The organism is Pseudidiomarina terrestris (assembly GCF_030466375.1).
Lineage (GTDB): Bacteria > Pseudomonadota > Gammaproteobacteria > Enterobacterales > Alteromonadaceae > Pseudidiomarina > Pseudidiomarina terrestris.
Map to the genome: position 1 here is coordinate 1,501,941 of NZ_JAGGJE010000001.1, position 21,515 is coordinate 1,523,455.

Annotated in this window: 26 protein-coding genes; 17 read left to right on the forward strand and 9 right to left on the reverse strand. The window is 47.4% G+C overall.

What is annotated here, in order from left to right:
• Window positions 1-114: 114 nt before the first annotated feature.
• Complete coding sequence (locus J6J28_RS07210) at window positions 115-954, reverse strand: hypothetical protein (RefSeq protein WP_301720708.1); 840 nt, start codon at window positions 952-954, stop codon at window positions 115-117.
• Between the two features lie 310 nt (window positions 955-1,264).
• Between J6J28_RS07210 and J6J28_RS07215 the strand changes: the two genes are divergently transcribed.
• Both J6J28_RS07215 and J6J28_RS07220 read left to right on the forward strand, forming a co-directional pair.
• Window positions 1,265-2,551, forward strand: a complete 1,287-nt coding sequence (locus J6J28_RS07215) for a hypothetical protein (protein ID WP_301720709.1) — start codon at window positions 1,265-1,267, stop codon at window positions 2,549-2,551.
• Between the two features lie 199 nt (window positions 2,552-2,750).
• Window positions 2,751-3,446 carry a YagK/YfjJ domain-containing protein gene (locus J6J28_RS07220; RefSeq protein WP_301720710.1) on the forward strand — a complete coding sequence of 232 codons (696 nt, stop codon included), beginning with the start codon at window positions 2,751-2,753 and terminating at the stop codon, window positions 3,444-3,446.
• Window positions 3,447-3,509: 63 nt separating this feature from the next.
• Here J6J28_RS07220 and radC read toward each other — a convergent pair whose 3' ends face one another.
• Complete coding sequence (gene radC / locus J6J28_RS07225) at window positions 3,510-3,983, reverse strand: RadC family protein (RefSeq protein ID WP_053953340.1); 474 nt, start codon at window positions 3,981-3,983, stop codon at window positions 3,510-3,512.
• A gap of 135 nt (window positions 3,984-4,118) precedes the next feature.
• Here radC and J6J28_RS07230 point away from each other — a divergent pair, with 135 nt between their 5' ends.
• The 4 genes from J6J28_RS07230 (at window position 4,119) to J6J28_RS07245 (ending at window position 5,944) form a co-directional block, all read left to right on the forward strand.
• Window positions 4,119-4,331 carry an AlpA family transcriptional regulator gene (locus tag J6J28_RS07230; RefSeq protein ID WP_126779842.1) on the forward strand — a complete coding sequence of 71 codons (213 nt, stop codon included), beginning with the start codon at window positions 4,119-4,121 and terminating at the stop codon, window positions 4,329-4,331.
• Window positions 4,321-4,995: a hypothetical protein gene (locus J6J28_RS07235; protein ID WP_301720711.1), complete on the forward strand. Its 675-nt coding sequence runs from the start codon at window positions 4,321-4,323 to the stop codon at window positions 4,993-4,995. The genes J6J28_RS07230 and J6J28_RS07235 overlap by 11 nt, the downstream gene beginning before the upstream one ends.
• Window positions 4,996-5,168: 173 nt before the next feature.
• A complete protein-coding gene (locus tag J6J28_RS07240) occupies window positions 5,169-5,375 on the forward strand; it encodes an AlpA family transcriptional regulator (RefSeq protein ID WP_301720712.1) in 207 nt (68 codons plus the stop codon).
• Between the two features lie 44 nt (window positions 5,376-5,419).
• A complete protein-coding gene (locus tag J6J28_RS07245) occupies window positions 5,420-5,944 on the forward strand; it encodes a hypothetical protein (protein WP_301720713.1) in 525 nt (174 codons plus the stop codon).
• 177 nt (window positions 5,945-6,121) lie between these two features.
• On the opposite strand, the gene cadR is transcribed toward J6J28_RS07245, so the two are convergent.
• Complete coding sequence (cadR, locus tag J6J28_RS07250; protein ID WP_004364961.1) at window positions 6,122-6,529, reverse strand: Cd(II)/Pb(II)-responsive transcriptional regulator; 408 nt, start codon at window positions 6,527-6,529, stop codon at window positions 6,122-6,124.
• Between the two features lie 95 nt (window positions 6,530-6,624).
• Between cadR and J6J28_RS07255 the strand changes: the two genes are divergently transcribed.
• Genes J6J28_RS07255 through J6J28_RS07265 form a run of 3 tightly spaced genes read left to right on the forward strand, consistent with a single transcriptional unit; the run spans window position 6,625 to window position 9,348 of the window.
• Entirely contained in the window at window positions 6,625-7,521 is an 897-nt protein-coding gene (locus tag J6J28_RS07255; RefSeq protein ID WP_301720748.1) for a cation efflux transmembrane domain-containing protein, read from the forward strand.
• 3 nt (window positions 7,522-7,524) lie between these two features.
• Entirely contained in the window at window positions 7,525-8,037 is a 513-nt protein-coding gene (gene lspA, locus J6J28_RS07260) for a signal peptidase II (RefSeq protein ID WP_004863699.1), read from the forward strand.
• A gap of 21 nt (window positions 8,038-8,058) precedes the next feature.
• On the forward strand, window positions 8,059-9,348 hold the full coding sequence (locus J6J28_RS07265) for an ISL3-like element ISPpu12 family transposase (RefSeq protein WP_301720752.1): 1,290 nt from the start codon (window positions 8,059-8,061) through the stop codon (window positions 9,346-9,348).
• Window positions 9,349-9,902: 554 nt separating this feature from the next.
• Here the strand turns inward: J6J28_RS07265 and J6J28_RS07270 are convergent.
• Window positions 9,903-10,088 (reverse strand): hypothetical protein, encoded by a 186-nt coding sequence (locus J6J28_RS07270; RefSeq protein WP_034733748.1) that lies wholly within the window; start codon window positions 10,086-10,088, stop codon window positions 9,903-9,905.
• Window positions 10,089-10,299: 211 nt separating this feature from the next.
• Between J6J28_RS07270 and J6J28_RS07275 the strand changes: the two genes are divergently transcribed.
• The 5 genes from J6J28_RS07275 (at window position 10,300) to J6J28_RS07295 (ending at window position 17,196) form a co-directional block, all read left to right on the forward strand.
• On the forward strand, window positions 10,300-11,550 hold the full coding sequence (locus J6J28_RS07275; protein WP_173921181.1) for a TolC family protein: 1,251 nt from the start codon (window positions 10,300-10,302) through the stop codon (window positions 11,548-11,550).
• A 3-nt stretch (window positions 11,551-11,553) separates the two neighbouring features.
• Complete coding sequence (locus J6J28_RS07280; RefSeq protein WP_126772014.1) at window positions 11,554-12,699, forward strand: efflux RND transporter periplasmic adaptor subunit; 1,146 nt, start codon at window positions 11,554-11,556, stop codon at window positions 12,697-12,699.
• 11 nt (window positions 12,700-12,710) lie between these two features.
• Window positions 12,711-15,908, forward strand: coding sequence for an efflux RND transporter permease subunit (locus J6J28_RS07285; protein ID WP_301720758.1), 3,198 nt, complete (start codon window positions 12,711-12,713; stop codon window positions 15,906-15,908).
• A gap of 62 nt (window positions 15,909-15,970) precedes the next feature.
• Window positions 15,971-16,858, forward strand: a complete 888-nt coding sequence (locus tag J6J28_RS07290; RefSeq protein ID WP_011234878.1) for a cation diffusion facilitator family transporter — start codon at window positions 15,971-15,973, stop codon at window positions 16,856-16,858.
• Between the two features lie 2 nt (window positions 16,859-16,860).
• Window positions 16,861-17,196: a YnfA family protein gene (locus tag J6J28_RS07295; RefSeq protein WP_011234879.1), complete on the forward strand. Its 336-nt coding sequence runs from the start codon at window positions 16,861-16,863 to the stop codon at window positions 17,194-17,196.
• A 51-nt stretch (window positions 17,197-17,247) separates the two neighbouring features.
• Here the strand turns inward: J6J28_RS07295 and merR are convergent, their stop codons facing one another.
• Window positions 17,248-17,691 carry an Hg(II)-responsive transcriptional regulator gene (gene merR / locus J6J28_RS07300; protein ID WP_011234880.1) on the reverse strand — a complete coding sequence of 148 codons (444 nt, stop codon included), beginning with the start codon at window positions 17,689-17,691 and terminating at the stop codon, window positions 17,248-17,250.
• 74 nt (window positions 17,692-17,765) lie between these two features.
• Here merR and merT point away from each other — a divergent pair, with 74 nt between their 5' ends.
• The 3 genes from merT to merA are packed head-to-tail and all read left to right on the forward strand — an operon-like array spanning window position 17,766 to window position 19,888.
• Window positions 17,766-18,116, forward strand: a complete 351-nt coding sequence (gene merT / locus J6J28_RS07305; RefSeq protein ID WP_011234881.1) for a mercuric ion transporter MerT — start codon at window positions 17,766-17,768, stop codon at window positions 18,114-18,116.
• Window positions 18,117-18,129: 13 nt separating this feature from the next.
• Window positions 18,130-18,429 carry a mercury resistance system periplasmic binding protein MerP gene (merP, locus tag J6J28_RS07310; protein WP_034818174.1) on the forward strand — a complete coding sequence of 100 codons (300 nt, stop codon included), beginning with the start codon at window positions 18,130-18,132 and terminating at the stop codon, window positions 18,427-18,429.
• Between the two features lie 55 nt (window positions 18,430-18,484).
• Window positions 18,485-19,888, forward strand: coding sequence for a mercury(II) reductase (gene merA / locus J6J28_RS07315; protein ID WP_034818177.1), 1,404 nt, complete (start codon window positions 18,485-18,487; stop codon window positions 19,886-19,888).
• A 28-nt stretch (window positions 19,889-19,916) separates the two neighbouring features.
• On the opposite strand, the gene J6J28_RS07320 is transcribed toward merA, so the two are convergent.
• The 4 genes from J6J28_RS07320 to J6J28_RS07335 form a co-directional block, all read right to left on the reverse strand.
• Window positions 19,917-20,060: a cupredoxin domain-containing protein gene (locus J6J28_RS07320; protein ID WP_301720766.1), complete on the reverse strand. Its 144-nt coding sequence runs from the start codon at window positions 20,058-20,060 to the stop codon at window positions 19,917-19,919.
• A gap of 45 nt (window positions 20,061-20,105) precedes the next feature.
• Window positions 20,106-20,372, reverse strand: coding sequence for a DUF5676 family membrane protein (locus J6J28_RS07325; protein WP_034818180.1), 267 nt, complete (start codon window positions 20,370-20,372; stop codon window positions 20,106-20,108).
• Between the two features lie 103 nt (window positions 20,373-20,475).
• The gene (locus tag J6J28_RS07330; RefSeq protein WP_034818226.1) at window positions 20,476-20,916 is read right to left on the reverse strand and encodes an EMC3/TMCO1 family protein; all 441 of its coding nucleotides are present in this window, start codon (window positions 20,914-20,916) and stop codon (window positions 20,476-20,478) included.
• Window positions 20,917-21,130: 214 nt separating this feature from the next.
• Window positions 21,131-21,484, reverse strand: a complete 354-nt coding sequence (locus tag J6J28_RS07335; RefSeq protein ID WP_105307083.1) for a cupredoxin domain-containing protein — start codon at window positions 21,482-21,484, stop codon at window positions 21,131-21,133.
• Window positions 21,485-21,515: the final 31 nt, after the last annotated feature.

Genomic DNA, 21,515 nt, shown 5'->3' on the forward strand with positions numbered 1-21,515 from the left:
GTGGAGCTGGCGGGAGTCTTATTTTAACGACAACCCCTTGATAATAAATTATTTAATATAAAGCAGACAAGCTTTGGAATACATAATGGAATACTAAAAATCGAGCTTGATGAATCAGCTGTCTCCTCGTTCCTTATTCAGCTTTTTCTCTTGCCTCTTAGCTTTCTTTCCGGCCTTCTCACTTGACTTATTATAGTCATCGAGCTCACCTAGGTTAGTGATTTTCTGCGAATTACGATACTTTTTCACAGTACCATACATCTGCTCAATATTTTCTTCTAAGGCACCTGCGACCAGCTTAAAATTATTGCGAGTGTCCTCATCAAATTCTCTGTCAATCAGGCCATCTAGATCCTTCGCCAATGCCTGTAATGCAATACCTCGAGCTATCGCTTTCGCTGAGTACTTGTCAATGAACTCATCTAACACAAATTTCCGTATTCTCTTCAGACTTTGATTCTCTCGATTACGCTGTGTTGTATTGATGTCCTTTGCTTTCTCGAGGCGCTTCGCATATTCCTCCTGAATATGCTCTTTATGCTTTTGAATTTCATCCTCATAGTAATCACGAAAGTTATCAATACCCATTTTTATAATTGAGTCTAAGCCATCCGAAATCAAGTAACCTTTGGACACCATAAATCGATCAAATTCGCGTCGTGTGCTATGTTCGATCCAAGCCGATATAGCCACTTTATTTTGCTTTTTTTTCTTTCTATTACGCCGACTGGTTAATGCACTTTTTATTCTTTTAAATCGTTTTTCTCTTGGGTCATTATGAGCCGTGCTCTGCTCCCAAAGTTTATTACCAGTAACTAAATAAGTAACCATTGCGTTATCTAAGCCAACAGTAGATTTCAAATAATTGGATAGCCACTGCTGCTCTTCATCATTTCTTATTCCTAACGCGTGGCATAAGTCAAAAGACTCTTTCTCTATCTGTTCTTCATTCATTACGTCCACACCTTCACTTAAATAAATATAGATGCTATTTTAACACTTGTCACTTAGTGATGTCACTTCGTGATTTTTAATAAATACATATAGGTAGTTATTTAAACACATGGACCAAAGCGCGAATACAATATTAGACCGTTTGTTTCATAAAAATCCACAAGACCGAACTATATCAAGCGATAGTCAGCGGCCGTTGACGTCATACGCTAGGTTAGTGCTTTATATACTTCATTATAGGAAAGCTGACGGTCTCCCAGACGGGATACCAACTAAGAACTACTATAACGAATTCGGTATTAGCTACCACTTGGTTAAGCAAGCAATAGAAAGCCTGACCGAACGCAAAATAATAACCACATATCATGCTAATGGTACTTCTGAAGTCTTGGTTAAGTGCTTCCGAATAAAAGGCAATCCCAAGTCTAATCAACTAATAAAACCACCTAAGCCACTTCACGAATTTATAAAATCTGGAAGGCTTTCTTTGCCTAACAAGAAGCCTGAAAAACTCAGTGTCCCCGAACGAATGGTCTTAGCCTTCCTTGTTTATAAGTCTGATACAACTGGAGTGACTCAGGGCTTTTTTAATAGTGACATCTGCAATTCGACAGGCGTATCACGGGATCAACTTCTTCGTATACTCAAAAAGCTGAAAGCGAAAAAAATCATCATCAAAACAATTCCCGGCTACAATGGCAGCCGCTCTTTAAAGCGTCTACCCACCGTTTACTTCATTAACCGAGCATATCGTTTTGTTAACTCTAACCATTCTTCATATTGGAAAAACGAACAGCTTTTAGCGGCCAATCACCCTTTTAGCTTATCGTCAGCAGCAGAATACGTTCGTACTAACTCATATCAAGCATGGATAGCGTGGTTTGACAAATTGGCTCATAAGCTGGGCTCTGTAGACATGCTTCGTTATGTCACTAGTAATAGCAATAGTAAGCACCGCCTAGCACTCATTTTACTGGATGAGCGCAGGACGCTAGACGATATTGATAGACAGCACATTAGTTGGGCTGTTATGGAGACCGCAGAAATAATCTTAATTAACGAATTCAGACACTCCCCTGGGTTAATAGAGCAACTAAGAAAGAACCCTAACTCATTGCAACAGCGAGAAAGAAAGAGCCTACGCGATATGCTAAACAATCGACTCCTGGAGATTTTTCTTGACGAAGAATCCCATTATCGGAAAGTGAGCAAGATATTTCTTCGTATCGCCAAGCGAGTCAAAATTCAACAGAAAGCATTAGAAGCGGAGAGTACCGAAGCGGCCCAATCTGCTATCGCTGACGATCAGTATGAATCTGAGGCAAGAGAGCTGTTAAGAAGCGCTCGAGACTATTTAGCTGAGTGGTTAGTCAAATCAGCCGTTGAGGTTGCGTTTAATACTCAAAGGTTCATCACCGACCAGGACTTGTTTAACGCCGAAAAAAAGAATCCGCAATTTGGATGCCGCTTGTTACTTACTCACAGCACTAATGCCGAACAGTCAGACGTGACGTTGTTATTAGGCGAGGTTGATCATAGTGCTCCTGCTAAGTTAGCTGTGCACCCTCTTCCGCCAAGTCATAGGGAACCACTGTGATTTTAATTACAAAACACCGCGTAGCCGGGTAAAAGGCTTGGCTGTAATAGTAATATAAGCAACCAGTGCATCATTCATTAGTACGTCTAGTAACCAATACTTAGCCAGTGATAGGTAAGCCCCAAGCTTACCGTCTGACTCATGGTTAAAGATTACAGGATCAGATCTCCTATGAGCTTAACTGCAACTGGAGGTCTAAATGACAAATCGTAAGCGTAGTAAATACAATCACAACCTGAAGCTCTACCATGAACCAACATACAAAGGGTTTAAACTTAAACGAAGCAATGCACCTTACATTGAGCCGCACTTAGACGGGCTCTATGCAACGATGATAAGTGCGTTAAACCATCATCACAGAACACTAGCGGTTCGTTTTGACCTTAAGGTTCCTTTATCAGGGATACCTATTGAAGTAGATAACCCCATCAAACGCTTTATTGACGCTGTAAGAGCTCGCATAAACAGGCATCTAAAACAGAAATTTAAACGGGAAGGTCGTTTTCGTTCATGCAGGCTTCGCTACGCCGTGAAAGTGGAGCAAAAAGTAATGGCACTACACGAGCATTACCACGTCATTCTCTTCGTTAATAACGACGTTTTCAGGTGTATAAAAAACCTTGGGCCCAACGACGACTCGGCTCTTGGAAAAATGATAAGAGACTCGTGGCATTCGGTGGTCAAATTGGATGAGCGTTCAACAGAGGTACTCATACACAGTTCACCAACGCCCAACCGCCACTTAACAGGTGACGTCTCCAGCGACAACCCAGTTATGAGAGCCGCATTCGAGCATTACAGCTATATCTGCAAGGAAGACACCACGCTATACAGAATGAATCGCCCATCGTTTTATTCGAGCTCTAAGCTGGCAAAAAATAAAGCGCCAGCATAAGGCACCAAGCAACGTAGCAGAGGCCCAGGGAAAACCTCTGCTACGTGCTTAGTTGCATTACATCTACAACAACCCCCTTTCAGCAAACGAAACCGTGTCTTGACCTACTACGATGTGGTCAAGCACGGGGACGTCTATGTGATTGAGTGCATCCTTGATACGCGTGGTCACACGCTTGTCAGCTTCCGATGGTTCAGTCACACCTGATGGATGGTTGTGTGCCAGGATGATGGCAGCAGCATTTTGCTGAAGCACTTCTTTCATCACCTCACGGGGATACACCGGAGCCGCGTTAATGGTCCCAAAGAACAGCTCTTTGTACTCAATCAGCCGGTGCTGTGAATCCATCAGCAGAATGGCGAACACCTCACGCTTTTGATGCGCCAGCTTGTATCTCAGGAAGTCTTTTGCCGCAGACGGGCTGGTAAAGCCCTCCCCCTTTAAAAACTTCGTCTCCAAGATCTCAGACGCCTTATTCAACACATCAACCTCAGTCATTGGCCCATTCGTTACATACTCGGCATTTTGCTCGTGCATTTTGTGTCTCCATGTTTTTAATTCTTCAATGCACGTGCGTGATATAGGCCTGAAATACGGTGGAATCTCAGTCCATGGTTATTTCTTACAGGATCAACTCATCCCATGAGAGAAACCAAAATATGGAGAAAGCTCATGCGATTAATACGATTAAACGAAGTCAAAGCCAAAGTTGGTCTAAGCCGTTCCACCATCTACCGTCTGATGCAGGAAGATAGCTTTCCTAAATCAATTATCCTGGCAGGCCGGTCAGCGGCTTGGATTGAATCAGAGATTGATGAATGGATTTTACAGCAGGTCCGCGAAGTTCGTGGAGCAGATTGGGAGGAATCACGTCATGCGGTTTGATTTTACAACAGGATATAGCGATACCGTCCGTAAATTGGGTATTTGCACGGTAAATCAGCGTGACCCATTAACGGGCCGCACTAACTCAGTTCAAATGCACGAGGTATACGACGAGGAGCGGTTTAAACAATGGTTAAACATGCCGCCAGTAACATTCGAGCTGCTTGACTCGATACTGGCAACAACCCATATCAACCAGTGGAGCGAGGCTAATGACCGCAAGCTTCGGCAATACATGTTACCCATCGTGATTAGCAGCTTTAAGGTCGCAGCCCATGCAGGAGACCCAACACTTCACATTGCATCGACTGCGAGGGAAATATATTACTTTGTGTCCAGCGATAGCGAAGACGATAACAAGGAGCTGGCGCTATTTATCGGCAAGCTAATAACGGTTTACCTTCGAGCTCAAGGGCAAAACATGCCCAAAATAGTCCGACCTGAGCTGCTTGAAGCTATTCAACGACAGGAGGCCGGTATCATTCACCGTGTCATCAAGTCGAACCTATTAGGTATCAGCCCTCATGCACATGGGAAGTACGTCGGAGAGACCAAGCGGCAGGTACTTAGCGATGTTCATGAAACCAACGAATGCGATGACTCCAACCACATAACGGCTCAAATGGCAGCGCACATAGCCACTGACATCGCGTTTAACGACTAGTCATCACCCTACCCCTTAACTTGCATAAAAACACCTGACAGGTGCGCGTTTGCGTGCTTGTTGGGTGTGGAGTTGGATTAGCAAAAACGCCTAAGTTCCAACGAAAGCGACGTTGTTCGTGATCATCCATCTCAATTCTTACTAATCCTATGACACAGAACAAGGAGAAGCTCATGCGGTTTCTACGATTAAACGAGGTTCAAGAACGCGTCGGGCTGGGGCGCACCTCAATTTACAAAATGATGAGCGAAGGCAAGTTCCCCAAACCTGTTAACACACTGGGAAGAAACGTCGCCTGGTTAGACTCAGAGATTGATGAGTGGATGATGGACCGTATTGACGAAAAGCGCGGTTTATCAGTCCCCAAAATTAAGTATTGAGCCTGCCAGGGCTATTTAAACGTCTTAACAACGAGGAAGTCACTATGGAGCTCTCGTTCCTCAATGCAAGCGATATCGTCAAAGCGCACTTAGCATTACACGGCAAGGTGGAACCTACGGTTAATACTTCAGCCTTGATAAAAATTACTATCGTTATCGGCAGAAAGTACGATGGTTTCGATGTCAGCCTTGAAACCATCTTTCAGATTGCAGCTGAATACGGCGTTCAGCTGGCGCATAGCAACTGGCACCCGAATCCAGATAAAGCCGCCGAAACAGCATACCTAACCTGTGTGCTGCATATGAATCGTTACGGCATCGATATGGACTGCTCTCACCGCGATTTGCTTCTTATGATTCGAGACAGCTGGACCCAACCAAACAAACTTGCGGTTCACATGCTCAAAAAATACCTAAACAGCATCGCTGCCAAGTACAATCAACATTGTCGTACAAACCTAAATTTTGAAGTTGCCGACAGTTCGGTTAGGGAGCCAATGCACTGTTATGAGTTGGCGAATGTTGCGTCCCGGCTCGCTGAGAGTTTTAAGTTAGGAGATAGTAACTAACAGAACCTAAGCTTTTCGAAATAAAATCAAAAAAACTTTAGGGATAAACAACCCATTATCGCTGGCTAAAAAACCATAAACAACCACCAACCAATTTCCTCAAAAGCACGCCATATAAGGGCTATTGACTATGTTATCTAAATATTGGGTAAGCGGATTATCTGGTTGATGCTTCACCTACTGCTGGTGCATGTTTCCTTCGCTAATTCCAGCAAGAACCCCACACGCCTCAACTTCCCGGTCATCGTTGCAACTCGCTCTCAGTGAAACGAGTTGTTTCTCAAGCGCTTGCAGAGCGGTTATCTGCGACCGCACATGAGAGATGTGATCATCGAGCAAGGCGTTGACGGCGGTACAAGGCTGATGAGGGTCGTCCTGATAGCTCTGTAGTTCGTGAATCTCAGCCAGTGACAGGCCCAGGATTCTGCAGCGACGGATGAAGGCCAGCCCCTCACCATGCTTCTCGGTATAGACACGGTAACCGTTGTCCTGCCGATCAGGCGGCGGCAACAAGCCCTGCTGTTCATAGAAGCGGATCGTCTGTGTTTCGACCCCTACCAACTGCGCCAACTGACCAATGCGCATCAGCCTCCTCCCCAACGGATTCTTTACTCTATTGACCTTATAGTAGCTTTATAGTTTAAAATGGTACCACAACATTGTTCAAGTGGAGTCGTATCATGAGCAAATCCTGTGGTGGCGCCTGTGGCGGTGATGCAACGTCCGCAGCGGATACCGATATACAGGCCTCCTCCGAGGCGCCAGGGAGATGGGTCAGTGTTTATGCCGTGCCGAAGATGGACTGTCCATCAGAAGAACGAATGATTCGCCTAGCCCTGAACGGCTTTGAGGAGATTCGGGCGCTGTCCTTCGACTTGTCGAACCGCCGGCTGAAGGTCGTGCATGACGGCGAGGTCGAGCCCGTCACCTCGAAACTGAAGACCTTGGGGCTAGGCGCCTCGCTTCAGGAAACCGTCGCTGCAAATCCGGAGACCATCAAGGCCGCCGAGTTTTCGGCAGCTTCTGCTAAGCAAGAATCCGGGACCCTGCGCTGGTTGCTCGGCATCAATGCACTTCTGTTCGTGGTGGAAATGACTGCCGGTCTGATCGCCCAGTCCACCGGCCTGATTGGAGAATCCCTGGACAATTTTGCCGATGCGGCGGTGTACGGGCTTGCCCTTTATGCGGTTGGACATAGCGTGAAAATGCAGGTACGTGCCGCGCATCTTGCTGGTGTACTGCAACTGATCTTGTCTGTGGGCGTGCTCGTAGAGGTGGTGAGACGCTTTGTATTCGGTAGTGAGCCTGAATCGCTGGTGATGATGGCTATCGCATTCGTCGCATTGATTGCCAATACCAGTTGTCTGCTGCTCATATCCAAACATCGGGAAGGCGGGGCGCACATGAAGGCAAGCTGGATATTCTCAGCCAACGACGTGGTGATCAACCTGGGGGTCATCACCGCCGGCGCCCTGGTCGCGTGGACCGGTTCCAATTATCCGGATCTGATTATCGGCACCATCGCGGGGGGCATTGTACTTAACGGTGCCAGACGCATTTTGGCGTTGAAGGGTTAAATAATGCTCATTATTGGCAAAAAGCTCTCGCCGTATGCCCTATTGTCCATATCGGGTCTGCTGGCAGCGTCTGATCAGGCTGTAAAGTGGCTGGTGCAGCAATCAATGGCCTATGGCGAGTATGTTTCGGTGACCCCGTTCTTTAACTGGGTGCACCTATGGAACACCGGTGCCGCATTCAGTCTTTTTGCGAATGGTGGAGGCTGGCAGCGCTACTTTTTTATCGGAATCGCGGTAGTGGTCTCGATTTTTCTGATCAAGCTGATCCTTGAAAATCGTCATAAAGGAGAAGCCATCGCTTACAGTCTTATCCTCGGTGGCGCCATGGGCAACCTGATTGACCGGGTCTTTCGCGGCTATGTTGTGGATTCCTTTGATTTCTATTGGCGAGACTGGCATTGGCCGGCCTTCAACCTGGCTGATATTGCAATTGTCCTCGGTGCCTTACTTTTCGTTTCCAGCAGCTTGTTGGGTAAAAAAGCAAACACCAATGCCGAGCCGGATGGATCTGACTGACACCTACGCCTATACAACACCATGACCGAACTTCCCGACAACATCCTTCACCTGCCGCAATACCAAGTACTGGGCTGCAAATCAACCGACGACGAAATGCACTTCCAGGTGGACGTGCCCGATCCCATCGCCTGCGAGGAATGCGGCGTGCAGGGTGAGTTCGTACGGTTCGGCAAGCGTGACGTTCCCTATCGTGATCTGCCCATCCACGGCAAGCGGGTCACTCTCTGGGTGGTCCGCCGCCGATACACCTGCCGGGCCTGCAAGACAACATTCAGGCCCCAGCTACCGGAGATGGTGGACGGATTCCGTATGACACTGCGGCTGCATGAGTACGTGGAGAAGGAATCCTTCAACCACCCCTACACCTTTGTGGCGGCACAGACCGGCCTGGGCGAGAAGACGGTGCGCGACATCTTCAACGCCCGCGCCGAGTTCCTGGGGCGCTGGCACCGCTTCGAGACGCCCCGCATCCTGGGCATTGACGAGCTATACCTGAACAAGCGCTACCGCTGCATTCTGACCAACATTGAGGAGCGAACCCTGCTCGACCTGCTGGCCACCCGCCGCCAGGACGTGGTGACCAACTACCTGATGAAGCTGAAAGACCGGCAGAAGGTCGAGATCGTCAGCATGGACATGTGGAACCCCTACCGGGCAGCGGTCAAGGCTGTGCTGCCCCAGGCCCGTATCGTGGTCGATAAGTTCCATGTGGTGCGCATGGCCAACGATGCCCTAGAGAGAGTGCGCAAGGGCCTCAGAAAGGAGCTGAAACCGTCCCAGAGCCGGACTCTCAAGGGAGACCGGAAAATCCTGCTGAAACGCGCTCACGAAGTCTCAGACCGGGAGCGCCTCATCATGGAGACCTGGACAGGCGCGTTCCCGCAACTGCTGGCCGCCTACGAGCACAAGGAGCGCTTCTACGGCATCTGGGACGCCACCACACGGCTCCAGGCAGAAGCCGCCCTGGACGAGTGGATAGCCACCATCCCGAAGGGCCAAAAGGAAGTCTGGAGCGATCTGGTCAGGGCAGTGGGAAACTGGCGCGAAGAGACCATGACCTACTTCGAGACGGACATGCCCGTCACCAACGCTTACACGGAGTCCATCAACCGACTGGCCAAGGACAAGAACCGTGAAGGGCGCGGTTACTCCTTCGAGGTGATGCGGGCACGAATGCTCTACACCACGAAGCACAAGAAGAAGGCACCGACTGCGAAGGTCTCTCCTTTCTACAAGAAAACCATCGGTTACGGACTGCCGGACTTCGCAGAGGAACTCAACTACGGAGTCGATCTATCAACCATCTGAGGGTGGTATCAGATTGATGGGGTGAAGGTGCCCCATCAACCATTAAATCCGTATACCCTTCAATTAGAACAAGTTGTACTGGCCAAAGCAAAGTTATTGCGTGTACAATTCTTAATAAAATTGATGAAATAGAATCTGTTAGTTGTAACCGAGACGTCTAAATTTCCGGAGGTTACACAACGTACTTACACAATTTTTTAAGGTTGTCCAGCGGAGCTTCGTTAGGCTACTGATGGGGAAGCAGAACAGCCACTCCAATTTCGGTAACATAAATATAAAGAGTCTAATGCTTAGTGCCTTGTGCGGACTTTCGCTTTTAGTGATATGCCTGATTTGCGTTTCCCCTTCACTCAAAAGTTGGAATACGCTCACTTGGTTAGTAATTACATTTAGCCAGCTTATAAGGGATCTATTATATTGATATCTACTTTATATTTGGAACATTGAATGCACTATGAATCGCCACTAGTTCACTAGTTGAGAACTATTTTTAATTAATGTACCGTTAAGCTGCTTATTTAGAACTGTAGGTAATGATGCTTAGACTCGGATTTTTAATACTGGTGCTTGTTGCTGTTCTGACTCAAATCAGTCAGGCGGTTGCTGATGTGCATCAATCTCACCAGTCCTCTTCTGAGCAACACCTCAATTTTGAGCATGACGAATCCCACATCGATAAGCGCAATCTCCCTAAAAGTGGAGAAATCAGCTTTGACTGCCATCACTGCTGTCACTGCCATGGCTCATTTCATTTATATGCCATGAAGACTGAAAAAACTCTCGCGTTACCACGAATGGGCACAATACGTCCTGGGTATACTGAGTTTTACACTAACCCTCTATCATCTCCGCTGTTCCGGCCTCCCATCTCCTCATAACTGCCTAATAAGCTGCTATAGCAGCGCAAAAAAATCATTATTTTACGCAGTAATATGACTGAGGAGTCTATCTATGGGTCCGTTTTCGACACATAGCAAACGCTTGTTTATTGCCGTTAGTCTGGCAATAAGTTCAAGCTACGCCAATGCACAACAGTTGCCCGATCAATGGCAAAAAACTGTGCAGCAACACCCCAGTGTTGAAGCCGCTCAACAGCAGGCTGAAGCGCTGATCCAACAGGGCAAACAATTAAATCAACCTTTGTACAACCCTAGCTTATCGTCACGCTTAGAGCGCGAGGGTGACATCAATAATTACACTGTTGGCCTAAGCCAAACGCTGGACTGGAGCACTCGCAATGAAGCAAGAGCCAGTCAGAGTGACGCCATGACGGCTATGGCAGTGAGTATTTATCGCCAGTCGGCGACATCGCATGCTAAAACTTTGTTGAATGCCTATGTGCAATGGCTGGATGCAAAACAGCGTTACGCACTGGCCGAGCAACAAGAGAAAATCGTTAAACAGGCGATAAGCCTGGTTGCCGAACGACGTAAAGCCGGTGACTTAGGTGCCGTCGACGAACAACTGACGGTACTCGCACTAAGTCGGCAACTGCAACAAACGGCAGCTGCTTATCAACAACTGCAATCCGCTGAAGCAGAGTTAAACGCTCTGCTAACAACGTCTGATGTCGGTCAACTCTCCATTAATGAGGAGCTATTTAACGTTGAACCTGCGTTAACGACTCGTTGGCAACAACATCCAGCGTTAAAAGCCGCTTACCTGCAATGGCAATTAAAGCGCGCCGATGTCGACTGGAAACGCTCGTTAACCACCGCCAACCCAACCATAGGCGTCGAAGCGGGCGAGAGCGATAACGAAACAGTAGTTGGCTTATCATTCAGCATTCCACTACAGATTCGCAATAACTACAGCGATGCGGTACGCGCAGCCAATAGCGAAGCTGTTGCTGAAGAAAAACGTTTGATTGCACTAAGGCAACAATGGCAAGCAGCACTGAAATCATCTCTTAACAATTATCGTTTTGTGAAAAAACAGTGGCAAAGCTGGCAAAAAGACTTTCAATCTCGGCAGGATGAGTCGATGCAGGTGATTGAACAGTCCTGGCTCGCCGGTGACCTATCCACCACAGACTACCTCACCGCTATGCAACAGCAGCTCGATAGCCAATTTGCAGGGATAGCGCTGCAAACACAATATCGGTTGGCCGCCATTGAATGGTTGTACCGTTCGGGCGAACTCAGTAAAGCACTGACGTTATCGCCGTTAAGCCAGCCAACAAACGCAGAGATTGGAGAGTAAACGATGTCAGTAAAACCTTTATACGCAGCAATAGCACTTGCGCTTAGCTTTTCGGTTATGGCGCAGGATGAACACGGACACGACGAAAAAGAAGATACCCACAAGGAAGAAGGCAAACACGAGCAAGGTGAACATAAGGAAAGCCCAGGCGTGGAGCTATCCAGCAAGCAGCTGTCTATGGCAGATATCACCACGCGAACCTTGCAAACTCAAGTTATTGAATATCCGGTTTATGCCCCGGGCGAGGTGGTTGCTAACGACTTTAATAGCTATATCGTGAGTCCGCGCATCGATTCGACCGTTCTCAAACGTTTTGTCAGTATTGGCGACCACGTCGAAAAAGGTGAACCACTAGCCACCCTCTTCAGCGCCACCATGGCGGAGGCGCAAAGTCAGTATTTGGTCACACTTAACGAATGGCAACGCGTGCAGTCACTCGGTGAGTCAACGGTTGGTGAAAAACGCTTTGTTGAAGCGAAAAACGCCTTTACCTCAGCGCAAGCGCAACTCAAAGCATTTGGTATGTCAGCCAGTGATATTAAGCGTTTAAGTAAACCTGACTACCCTATCGGCGAATACCAACTGACCTCAGAAATTGGCGGGATTGTGGTTAGCGATAACTTCAAGCAAGGCCAGCAAGTTAATGCCGGAAATCACTTGGTTGAAGTGCTGCAAGAAGAAACCTTGTGGGTTAATGCTCGTCTACCAGGCTCAGCTGACCTTAATGTGCAGTTTGGTGATCCTGTTACAGTGAGTGTCGACAATCAGCGCTTTGCGGCAAAAGTCATTCAGGAAGGCCACACAATAGACCATAAAACCCGCACCCGAACGGTACGACTTGCGGTAAATAACGAAAAGGACCAATTACACCCTGGTTTATTTGCGGATGTTTATTTCTCAGTCAAGTCGGATGGACCGGTGCTTGCAGTTAAGGACTCAGCCTTAATGCGGGCATCTGATGGTGACTGGCAGATATTCATTGAACACGAACCCGGAAAGTTTGAACCGAAGAAAGTCGAATTGGTTGATGAAAAGGGTCCGTGGAAAGTTATTCGAGGCGTTAAGGAAGGCACAAAATACGTAGACAACGGCGCGTTTTTCGTTCGCTCACAAATCGCTAAAGGCGGTTTTGACCCACATAACCACTAACAGGAGGTTGTATGTTTCAGCGCATTATTCAGTTTGCTGTCGCCAATCGCCTGTTATTGGTATTGGCTTTATTCAGCATCAGCATTGCGTCATTTTTTAATATTCCCAAACTTAATCTGGATGCCTTCCCCGATGTTACCAATGTTCAGGTAACGGTAAATACGGAAGCCCCCGGATTAGCAGCGACCGAAGTCGAGCAGCTTATTACCTATCCGATAGAGTCGGTGATGTATGCCCTGCCCGACGTCAAAGAAGTTCGGTCAATCTCAAAAACAGGTTTATCGGGCATTACCGTGGTATTTGACGAGAGTGTCGATATCTACTTTGCCCGGCAACTGGTATTCGAGCGGCTGCAAGCGGCAAAGGAGTTGATTCCAGAGGGAGTCGGCACGCCCGAAATGGGCCCTAACTCTTCCGGTCTCGGCCAGGTTTATCAGTATCTGCTACTTGCCGAGCCGGGCTCTGGTGTCAGTAGCATGGAGCTACGCAGTCTTAACGACTATGTGGTTAAACTGCTACTGATGCCCGTTGAGGGAATTACCGAAGTCTTGTCCTTTGGCGGTGAAGTTAAGCAATATCAGGTTAACCTCAATCCCGCCAAGCTGCTGTCTTACGACCTTACCCAGCAAGACGTCATGGGCGCGGTCAACAAGAATAACGGTAACGTTGGTGGTTGGTATATGCCCCGCGGTCAGGAGCAGTTGGTTATTCGCGGCACCGGCTGGCTGGAAAGCGGTAAAAAAGGTCTACAGCAGATACAACAAATACCGCTCAAAACCGTTGACGGCGTTTCCGTAACACTGGGCCAGGTTGCCGACGTCGAAATCGGCAGTGAAATTCGCCAGGGAGCGGTCTCAATGTCGCGTAAAGTCGACGGCGAGGTCAACCAGCTGGGCGAAGTGGTGTCGGGTATTGTGCTCAAACGCATGGGCTCGAATACCAAAGCCACCATCGACGGTATTAAAAAGCGCATTCCGCTTATTCAGCAAGCATTACCCGAGGGTGTCACCTTTGAGCCGTATTATGATCAGGCCGATTTAATACAAAAAGCCGTATCTACGGTCGCGTATTCACTGCTCATTGCCTTTGTCTTTATTATCGCAGTATTAGCACTGTTTTTGCTCAACATACGCGCTACTTTTTTAGTGTTACTGTCCATTCCCGTTTCTATCGCCATTGCCCTGATGGTAATGTCCGCGATGGGCATGTCAGCTAACCTGATGTCGCTGGGCGGGATTGCTGTTGCCATTGGTATGCTGGTCGACGGCTCCGTGGTGATGGTTGAAAACATCTTTAAGCACTTAAGTCGTCCGGATAGTGAACACCAAGACGACGCCGAGCAACGCACAGAGCACCGCGACCCAGATCCTCAGGCAGCCAAACTCGATAGCCATGGTATCAAGCTGCGAGTTAAGGAAGCGGCGAACGAAGTGGCACGACCGGTATTCTTTGCCGCCATGATTATCTTGGTGGTCTTTATGCCACTGTTTAGTTTTCAGGGTGTTGAAGCTAAATTATTTGAGCCCATGGCTATCAGTATTATGTTGGCCATTATCTCCGCGGTTTTTGTGGCCATCATGGTTGTACCGGCATTAGCCAGTTACTTTTTCAGTCGGGGTATTAAGCCTCGTGAAAATAAACTGCTTAAACCACTAGATAATGGTTATAAAAGACTATTATCGGTGGCGTTACGCAGTAAAAAGGCTGTTATTACCCTGGCCGGTGTGCTGTTTGTCGGCGCTTTGGTGTTAGTGCCTCGTCTCGGCACAGAATTTGCGCCCGAATTGGAAGAAGGCACGATTAATATTCGCGTGACATTAGCCCCCTCCTCTAACCTTGAAACGGCCTTAGAGGTGGCTCCGAAGCTTGAAAAAATCCTGATGTCGTTCCCGGAAACCACCTACGCACTCAGCCGCATTGGACGAGCTGAAGTGGGCGGTGATCCAGAGCCTATCAGCAATATCGAGATATATGTGGGCCTTAAGCCGCAATCCGAATGGACAACGGCATCCGATCGCTACGCCTTACAAGAAAAAATGGAGGCAAAACTAGATGCTCACCCAGGCTTGTTGTTTAATTTTTCACAACCTATTGCAACACGGGTTGATGAACTGCTCTCAGGTGTAAAATCGCAGCTAGCCATCAAACTATTTGGACCCGAGCTTGACGTGTTGGCCCGTAAAGGCCAGGAAATAGAAGGTGCCGTCAAGCAAGTTGACGGGGCGGTTGCTGTAGCGATGGAGCAAATAAAAGGTGAAGCACAACTCGTGGTTTCGCCGAAACGCCAGCAACTCTCACGCTACGGCTTAAATGTCACCGATGTACTGAGCGTTGTCGACAATGGCTTGGGTGGCGCTTCGGCAGGCCAGATCATTCGCGGTAATGAGCGCTATGATATTTACGTGCGGCTGGCCAAGCAATTCCGCGATACGCCGGAGTCTATTCGTTCGTTACGCCTGTTAACTCCCTCAGGGGCCTGGGTAACCTTAGGCGAAGTCGCCCACGTCGCAATTGAATCAGGACCACCGCAAATCCGTCGTGATGACGTACAGCGTCGCGTTGTGATTCAATCGAACGTTCAGGGTCGTGACATGGGTAGCGTGGTTGCCGATATTAGGAAGGCGATTGACGAGAAGGTGGATTTACCAACCGGTTACTCAGTCGACATTGGTGGCCAGTTCGAAAGTCAACAACGAGCACAGGAGCGCTTGTCCATTGTCGTTCCCATATCGCTGGCACTCATCGCCCTGCTGCTTTATTTTGCTTTCGGCACCATGGGTCAAGCCATGTTGATTTTGGTGAATGTACCATTGGCAGTCATCGGCGGTATTGTGGCACTCTATGTGTCAGGACAGTACTTATCGGTGCCCAGCGCCGTGGGTTTCATCACACTGTTTGGTGTGGCGGTACTAAACGGTGTGGTTCTGGTCGAGAGTATTAACCAGAGAATAACCGATGGGCATGCGGTTAATGATGCCGTGTTTGATGGCGCGTGGTCGCGACTACGCCCGGTATTAATGACAGCAATAACCTCAGCGTTAGGACTCATTCCCATGCTGTTTGCAACCGGTGCAGGGGCTGAAATTCAACGCCCACTGGCTACCGTCATTGTTGGTGGTTTGGTATCAGCTACTCTGCTGACATTGGTTATCTTACCCGTGCTCTATCCTTGGTTTTCGAAACAAAAAATTAAGGATCTGAGCCGTTAGGGTTCAATAGCATTTAAGGGGGCGGTTATTGTCGCCCCCTTTTATTAAAAGAGGAACGTATTATGGGACATCACCATAACCATGATCACTCAAAGGACATGCCGTCCAACCGATTAGGTTGGGCATTCCTGCTTAACTTTGTTTTTACCATTATTGAGTTCATTGGTGGTTTTCTTACCAACAGTACCGCCATTTTAGCTGATGCCGTTCATGATCTTGGCGATAGCCTGTCGTTAGGTCTCGCGTGGATACTAAATAAACTTGGCAAAAAACAGGCTAACCAACACTTTACCTACGGTTATAAAAGACTGAATCTTGCCGGTGCATTTATTAATGCCGTTGTGTTAATCGCAGGCTCTGCCTGGGTACTTGTGGAAGCAATTCCCAGACTCTGGAACCCTCAGATGCCCGTCGCTGATGGCATGATTGCTTTAGCCGTCGTTGGCATTACAGTTAATGGATTTGCTGCTTACAAATTGTCAGAGGGCAAAACGTTAAACGAACGCGTTATTAACTGGCACTTGCTGGAGGATGTTCTCGGCTGGGTCGCTGTACTTATCGTTGGTATTGTTTTGCTGTTTGTGGATTGGCCAATTCTCGATCCGCTACTGTCGATTGGTTTTACTCTATTTATTTTAGTGAATGTGCTGCGCAACCTGTGGGCAACGCTGAAACTCTTCATACAAGCAACTCCGGACAAAGAAACCTACAGACAAGTCGCTGACACTTTGCTGGAGCTACCTCATGTTGCTGACCTACACCATCTGCATTTTTGGTCACTAGATGGCGAGGAGCATGTATTAACCGTTCATTTGGTGTTATCTAAAAACCTTGATATCGAGGCCCGTAGCGATTTAAAACAGCGCATCGATGACGTCCTTGCGCCCTATGCTTTAAGCCATACAACGGTAGAACTAGAAGATCCTGATGAAGCCTGTAGGGACAACTGATAATGAGTGCATTATTTTTAATGAAAACATTGGGCTTATTTATTGCCACCGCAATTGCTGAAATTGTCGGATGCTATTTACCCTACCTATGGCTCAAAGAGGGCCATTCGGTTTGGTTGCTCATTCCGGCGGCAGTGAGCTTAGCCTTATTTGCTTACTTGTTAACACTTCATCCGGCGGAAAGCGGGCGGGTCTACGCAGCTTATGGTGGTATTTACGTGTTAACTGCCATAGTCTGGCTGCGAATTGTCGATAAATCGCCACTATCCAATTTCGACCTGATTGGCACGGCGTTTGTGCTAACCGGTATGGGGATTCTTGTGTATGGCTGGCGTTAGCTATAAAGCAATTCAGTTAAAGAACTCCGCTCAAAAGTTTTACTACACAGACTAACGCACCTTATGTTTGTCCGTGGTAGCGTCCTCAACCCCGTCATTAAGCGAGGCCATCAGTGGACAATAGACATCTCCGTGTCCGGCGCTGCATTTTTGCACCAGCTCATTCAACGCTCGTTCAATTTGCTGTAAGTGCGATATCTTTCGACGAACACTGGTGAGCTTTTGCTCCCCAAGCTCCCGTGCCTCATCGCAATGAGCGCCATCTTGCAGAGTTAATAGCTCACCAATTTCATCCAGACTAAATCCAAGCCATTGAGACGCGCGAATAAAATGAAGCCGAGCAAGCGCTTGTTCGTCGTAATGTCGGATCCCCCCATACGGCTTTTCCGGCTCGCTCATTAGCCCTCGGCGCTGATAATAGCGCACCGTTTCCACGCCCACGCCGGCTGTTTTGGCCAGCGTGCCAATTGTCATTACGTTGCGTTTTTTTAACATAGCTATTGCTTCCGTAGTGAGGTACGGGTTTAAGATTAACACATTAAAGCAAAATGCCCGAAGGAGTTACTCTTATGTCAAATTCAAAATCTGGTCGGGGCTCTCTTCTCGCGGGAGGGATCGCAGCGACTCTGGCATCTGCGTGTTGTCTGGGTCCCCTCATATTACTTGCACTCGGTGTATCCGGGGCCTGGATTGGGAGCCTCACAGCACTTGAGCCTTATCGACCCATTTTTATTACCATTGCATTGATTGCCATATTCTTTGCCTGGCGTCGAATATACCGGCGTGCTGATGACTGCAACCCTGATAACACCTGCGCAACGCCAAATGCTCGTAAGAGCTACAAAGTGATGTTTTGGCTCGTTGCGGTGCTTACTTTAACAGCATTGGCTTACCCCTATGTTGTTCCTTTGTTTTACTAGGAGGCAATACACGATGAAAAAAACAATGATAACAACCATTTTATTTTTACTGTTTAGCATGCCCGCATTGGCGGTTGAGAAAACGGTTACGCTATCAGTACCCGGTATGACATGCGTCACCTGCCCAATTACTGTCAAAGCTGCACTTGGCCAAGTTGCAGGTGTGAGCGCCGTCGATGTCCGTTTTGAAGAGCGGGATGCAACCGTGACATTCGACGACGAAAAAACGTCAGTTAAGCAGCTCACTGAAGCAACGACAAATGCAGGATACCCATCAACACTGAAAGCAACGGCACCAAAAAATCAGTCATGAAACATCACAATGCCTTATAGCTGCTGTAAAACTGAAAGACCAAGGAGTAACCGTTATGAGTAATAACAATTTACACATTGCTGTCATTGGTAGCGGCGGCAGTGCGATGGCTGCGGCACTCAAAGCGACCGAGGGAGGTGCCCGAGTGACGCTCATTGAGAGAGGTACTATTGGCGGAACTTGTGTCAATATTGGCTGTGTCCCGTCTAAAATCATGATCCGAGCGGCTCATATCGCCCAACTGCGGCGAGAAAGCCCTTTTGATAAAGGCTTAAGTACCCATACTCTTAAGGTAAATCGATCAGCTCTCCTCGAGCAACAACAGGCTCGGGTAGAAGAACTCCGTGAATCCAAATACCAGAGTATTCTTAGAGAGAATTCCGCCATTACCGTTATTAACGGCGAAGCCCGCTTTATAAACGATGAAACTCTTTCCGTATCACTTTGCGATGGCGGTGAGCAAACGGTTCACTTTGACCGTGCTTTTATCGGCACCGGGGCCCGACCCGCACAACCACCCATCCCCGGCTTAGCTGAAACCCCTTACCTTACTTCGACAAGCGCATTAGGGCTAAGTAACATTCCTAAGCGCCTCGCTATTATTGGAGCCTCGGTCGTTGCTCTTGAATTAGCACAGGCCTTCGCGCGTCTCGGTAGTGAAGTTACTGTTTTGGCTCGCAGTCGGGTGTTATCCCAAGACGAGCCTGCCATTGGTGAGGCAATAGCCACTGTTTTTTATCACGAAGGCATCAATGTGCTTGAGCATACAGAAGCCAGCGAAGTGCGTTACGACGGACAACACTTCATTCTCAAAACCAATGCCGGAACATTAAAAGCAGAACAACTGCTCGTGGCCACAGGCCGCACGCCCAATACGGAAAACCTCGATTTAGAAACCATCGCCGTACAAACCGAGCGCGGTGCCATAACGATTAACGATCGCATGCAAACCTCTAACTCAAGAGTATATGCGGCAGGCGACTGTACGAATCAGCCGAAGTTTGTCTATGTCGCCGCCGCAGGCGGCAGCCGAGCCGCTATTAACATGACGGGCGGTGATGCGCATCTTGATCTCAGTGCCATGCCCGAGGTTATCTTTACTGATCCACAAGTCGCCACGGTGGGTTTATCAGAAGCTGATGCTAAAACTGGTGGTTACGTCACCGAAAGCCGCACGTTGGGCCTTGAAAATGTCCCACGGGCATTGGTTAACTTCGATACCCAAGGGTTTATAAAAATTGTCGCAGAAAGTGGCAGCGGCCGGCTGCTCGGTGTTCAAGTCGTCGCAGGAGAAGCTGGTGAGTTGATTCAAGCTGCTGTAATGGCGATAAGAGCAGGAATGACAGTCAATGAGTTGGCTGATGAGCTCTTCCCATACCTTACGATGGTAGAAGGCTTAAAATTATGCGCTCAAACGTTTACTAAAGATGTTAGCCAATTATCTTGCTGCGCTGGGTGAGATAACCTAGCTTAACTTCACTGGACAGTTACCAATAGACAATAAGTTTTCCTAGATACCTTTGCATCTGACAATGAAAATCGTATTCTCCGGTCTTTAATACTGGCAATTCGATCAACTTTAACTTATTGGTCGGTAAAGTATCGCTGATCCCCAGATCAGGAATAAGCAAAGTTTCAGAGCAACAGATTTAAAGGCTTCCAGTTTGACAACAATCTCATTTAGCCGTTTTCATTTGTTTATTATATAACGTTACAATTAGCCAGCCAGTAATCATAGCTCCCAAGGACCACCCGAATAATCCCGTAACAAATCCACTAAAACTCAAATGCCACTCGAAACCAGAGAGTTTTCCGTGAACCATGCCTTCTGTTAAAGCCATCATGCTAGAGGGCATAATAAGCACTAGCAAGCTACAAACTCCCCATAAAACTGCGAAAGCACCGCCAGCTGCTAAGCCAAATTTCTTTGCATTAAGTTTCATAACTTCCTCCTTAAAAATACCGTTGTAAATTAGATATATTGAAAAAGTACCGCTACTTGCACACTGCAAGTAGCGGCATTTCCAACGGAGAGCTTAATCTCTACTACATTTCCTTTTTTTCTTCACTCTGATGTTCCATCATCTGCTCCATCATCATTTGCATCATATCCATTCTATGCTCCATCATTTTCATTTTATTCATCATATTCTCTTTGCCCATTTGCTCTGCTTTGTCTCCCTTTTTATGTTCTCCTTTGTTCATGCCTTTATCCATCCCATGGTTCATCATTTGCATTCCCTTCTGCATTGACTTCATGTGTTCTTCCATTAGTTTTTTACGTTTCTTGGGATCGGATTCGCTTTTTATTTTTTCCATAGCTTCGCGCATTTCTTGCATGTGCTCATTCATTGATGTCATTTTTTCATGATGCATCATTCCACTCATTGAACCTGTTTTATCATCACCATGTTTATGCTGTGCATCAGCAAAGACAGGAGAGGCCATTAAAGCTGTGATAGTTAAAGCTGAAAGTACTTTTTTCATTTTATTACCCTCTTGACTATGACCAAATTGTATTGGTCTCATTAATTTTACTTTGTTTCACTATCGTTAAATCTTGGAGCCCACGCTGACGTAGACCTCATATAACGGCGATATTTATTGCCGAATCCTTCAATGCCTTCGATGAAATTGAATTTCATCGAATCTAACGGGAAACTTTTAAAGCTCATATTGTGACCTGGACGTTTTAAGCCATTTAACCGACAACTAGCTTTCCCCGATACATTTGCATCTGGCAATGAAAGTCGTACTCTCCGGGTTCCAGCGCTGGTATTTGAATTTGCTTTAATTTGTTAGAAGGCAACGTTTCACTTATTTCTAGCTTGGGAATGAGCAAAGTTTCAGAGCAAGGAGATTGATCCTTTCGCAGAAATTTAAGCTCAACAGGCTTGCCTTCTCGCACCTTTATACGCGAAGGTGAGTAGGTACCGTTTTCTACAGTAATTACAATCTCACCTTCTTCCGCCTGTTTCTCAGCAGGTTCATAAAGCCAAAACCACCAGACAATCAGTGCAATTAATGTTAAGCCAGCGATATTAATAAATAACATTTTTACTCTCCTGAAAGAGCTCTAATTAAAA

Excerpts from the sequence above, each read along its gene's own strand:
- J6J28_RS07210 (WP_301720708.1), bottom strand. The coding sequence starts at position 954 with ATGAATGAAGAACAGATAGAGAAAGAGTCTTTTGACTTATGCCACGCG.
- J6J28_RS07220 (WP_301720710.1), top strand. The coding sequence starts at position 2,751 with ATGACAAATCGTAAGCGTAGTAAATACAATCACAACCTGAAGCTCTAC.
- radC (WP_053953340.1), bottom strand. The coding sequence starts at position 3,983 with ATGCACGAGCAAAATGCCGAGTATGTAACGAATGGGCCAATGACTGAG.
- J6J28_RS07230 (WP_126779842.1), top strand. The coding sequence starts at position 4,119 with ATGCGATTAATACGATTAAACGAAGTCAAAGCCAAAGTTGGTCTAAGC.
- J6J28_RS07235 (WP_301720711.1), top strand. The coding sequence starts at position 4,321 with ATGCGGTTTGATTTTACAACAGGATATAGCGATACCGTCCGTAAATTG.
- J6J28_RS07240 (WP_301720712.1), top strand. The coding sequence starts at position 5,169 with ATGCGGTTTCTACGATTAAACGAGGTTCAAGAACGCGTCGGGCTGGGG.
- J6J28_RS07245 (WP_301720713.1), top strand. The coding sequence starts at position 5,420 with ATGGAGCTCTCGTTCCTCAATGCAAGCGATATCGTCAAAGCGCACTTA.
- cadR (WP_004364961.1), bottom strand. The coding sequence starts at position 6,529 with ATGCGCATTGGTCAGTTGGCGCAGTTGGTAGGGGTCGAAACACAGACG.
- J6J28_RS07255 (WP_301720748.1), top strand. The coding sequence starts at position 6,625 with ATGAGCAAATCCTGTGGTGGCGCCTGTGGCGGTGATGCAACGTCCGCA.
- lspA (WP_004863699.1), top strand. The coding sequence starts at position 7,525 with ATGCTCATTATTGGCAAAAAGCTCTCGCCGTATGCCCTATTGTCCATA.
- J6J28_RS07265 (WP_301720752.1), top strand. The coding sequence starts at position 8,059 with ATGACCGAACTTCCCGACAACATCCTTCACCTGCCGCAATACCAAGTA.
- J6J28_RS07270 (WP_034733748.1), bottom strand. The coding sequence starts at position 10,088 with ATGGCAGTGACAGCAGTGATGGCAGTCAAAGCTGATTTCTCCACTTTT.
- J6J28_RS07275 (WP_173921181.1), top strand. The coding sequence starts at position 10,300 with ATGGGTCCGTTTTCGACACATAGCAAACGCTTGTTTATTGCCGTTAGT.
- J6J28_RS07280 (WP_126772014.1), top strand. The coding sequence starts at position 11,554 with ATGTCAGTAAAACCTTTATACGCAGCAATAGCACTTGCGCTTAGCTTT.
- J6J28_RS07285 (WP_301720758.1), top strand. The coding sequence starts at position 12,711 with ATGTTTCAGCGCATTATTCAGTTTGCTGTCGCCAATCGCCTGTTATTG.
- J6J28_RS07290 (WP_011234878.1), top strand. The coding sequence starts at position 15,971 with ATGGGACATCACCATAACCATGATCACTCAAAGGACATGCCGTCCAAC.
- J6J28_RS07295 (WP_011234879.1), top strand. The coding sequence starts at position 16,861 with ATGAGTGCATTATTTTTAATGAAAACATTGGGCTTATTTATTGCCACC.
- merR (WP_011234880.1), bottom strand. The coding sequence starts at position 17,691 with ATGTTAAAAAAACGCAACGTAATGACAATTGGCACGCTGGCCAAAACA.
- merT (WP_011234881.1), top strand. The coding sequence starts at position 17,766 with ATGTCAAATTCAAAATCTGGTCGGGGCTCTCTTCTCGCGGGAGGGATC.
- merP (WP_034818174.1), top strand. The coding sequence starts at position 18,130 with ATGAAAAAAACAATGATAACAACCATTTTATTTTTACTGTTTAGCATG.
- merA (WP_034818177.1), top strand. The coding sequence starts at position 18,485 with ATGAGTAATAACAATTTACACATTGCTGTCATTGGTAGCGGCGGCAGT.
- J6J28_RS07325 (WP_034818180.1), bottom strand. The coding sequence starts at position 20,372 with ATGAAACTTAATGCAAAGAAATTTGGCTTAGCAGCTGGCGGTGCTTTC.
- J6J28_RS07330 (WP_034818226.1), bottom strand. The coding sequence starts at position 20,916 with ATGAAAAAAGTACTTTCAGCTTTAACTATCACAGCTTTAATGGCCTCT.
- J6J28_RS07335 (WP_105307083.1), bottom strand. The coding sequence starts at position 21,484 with ATGTTATTTATTAATATCGCTGGCTTAACATTAATTGCACTGATTGTC.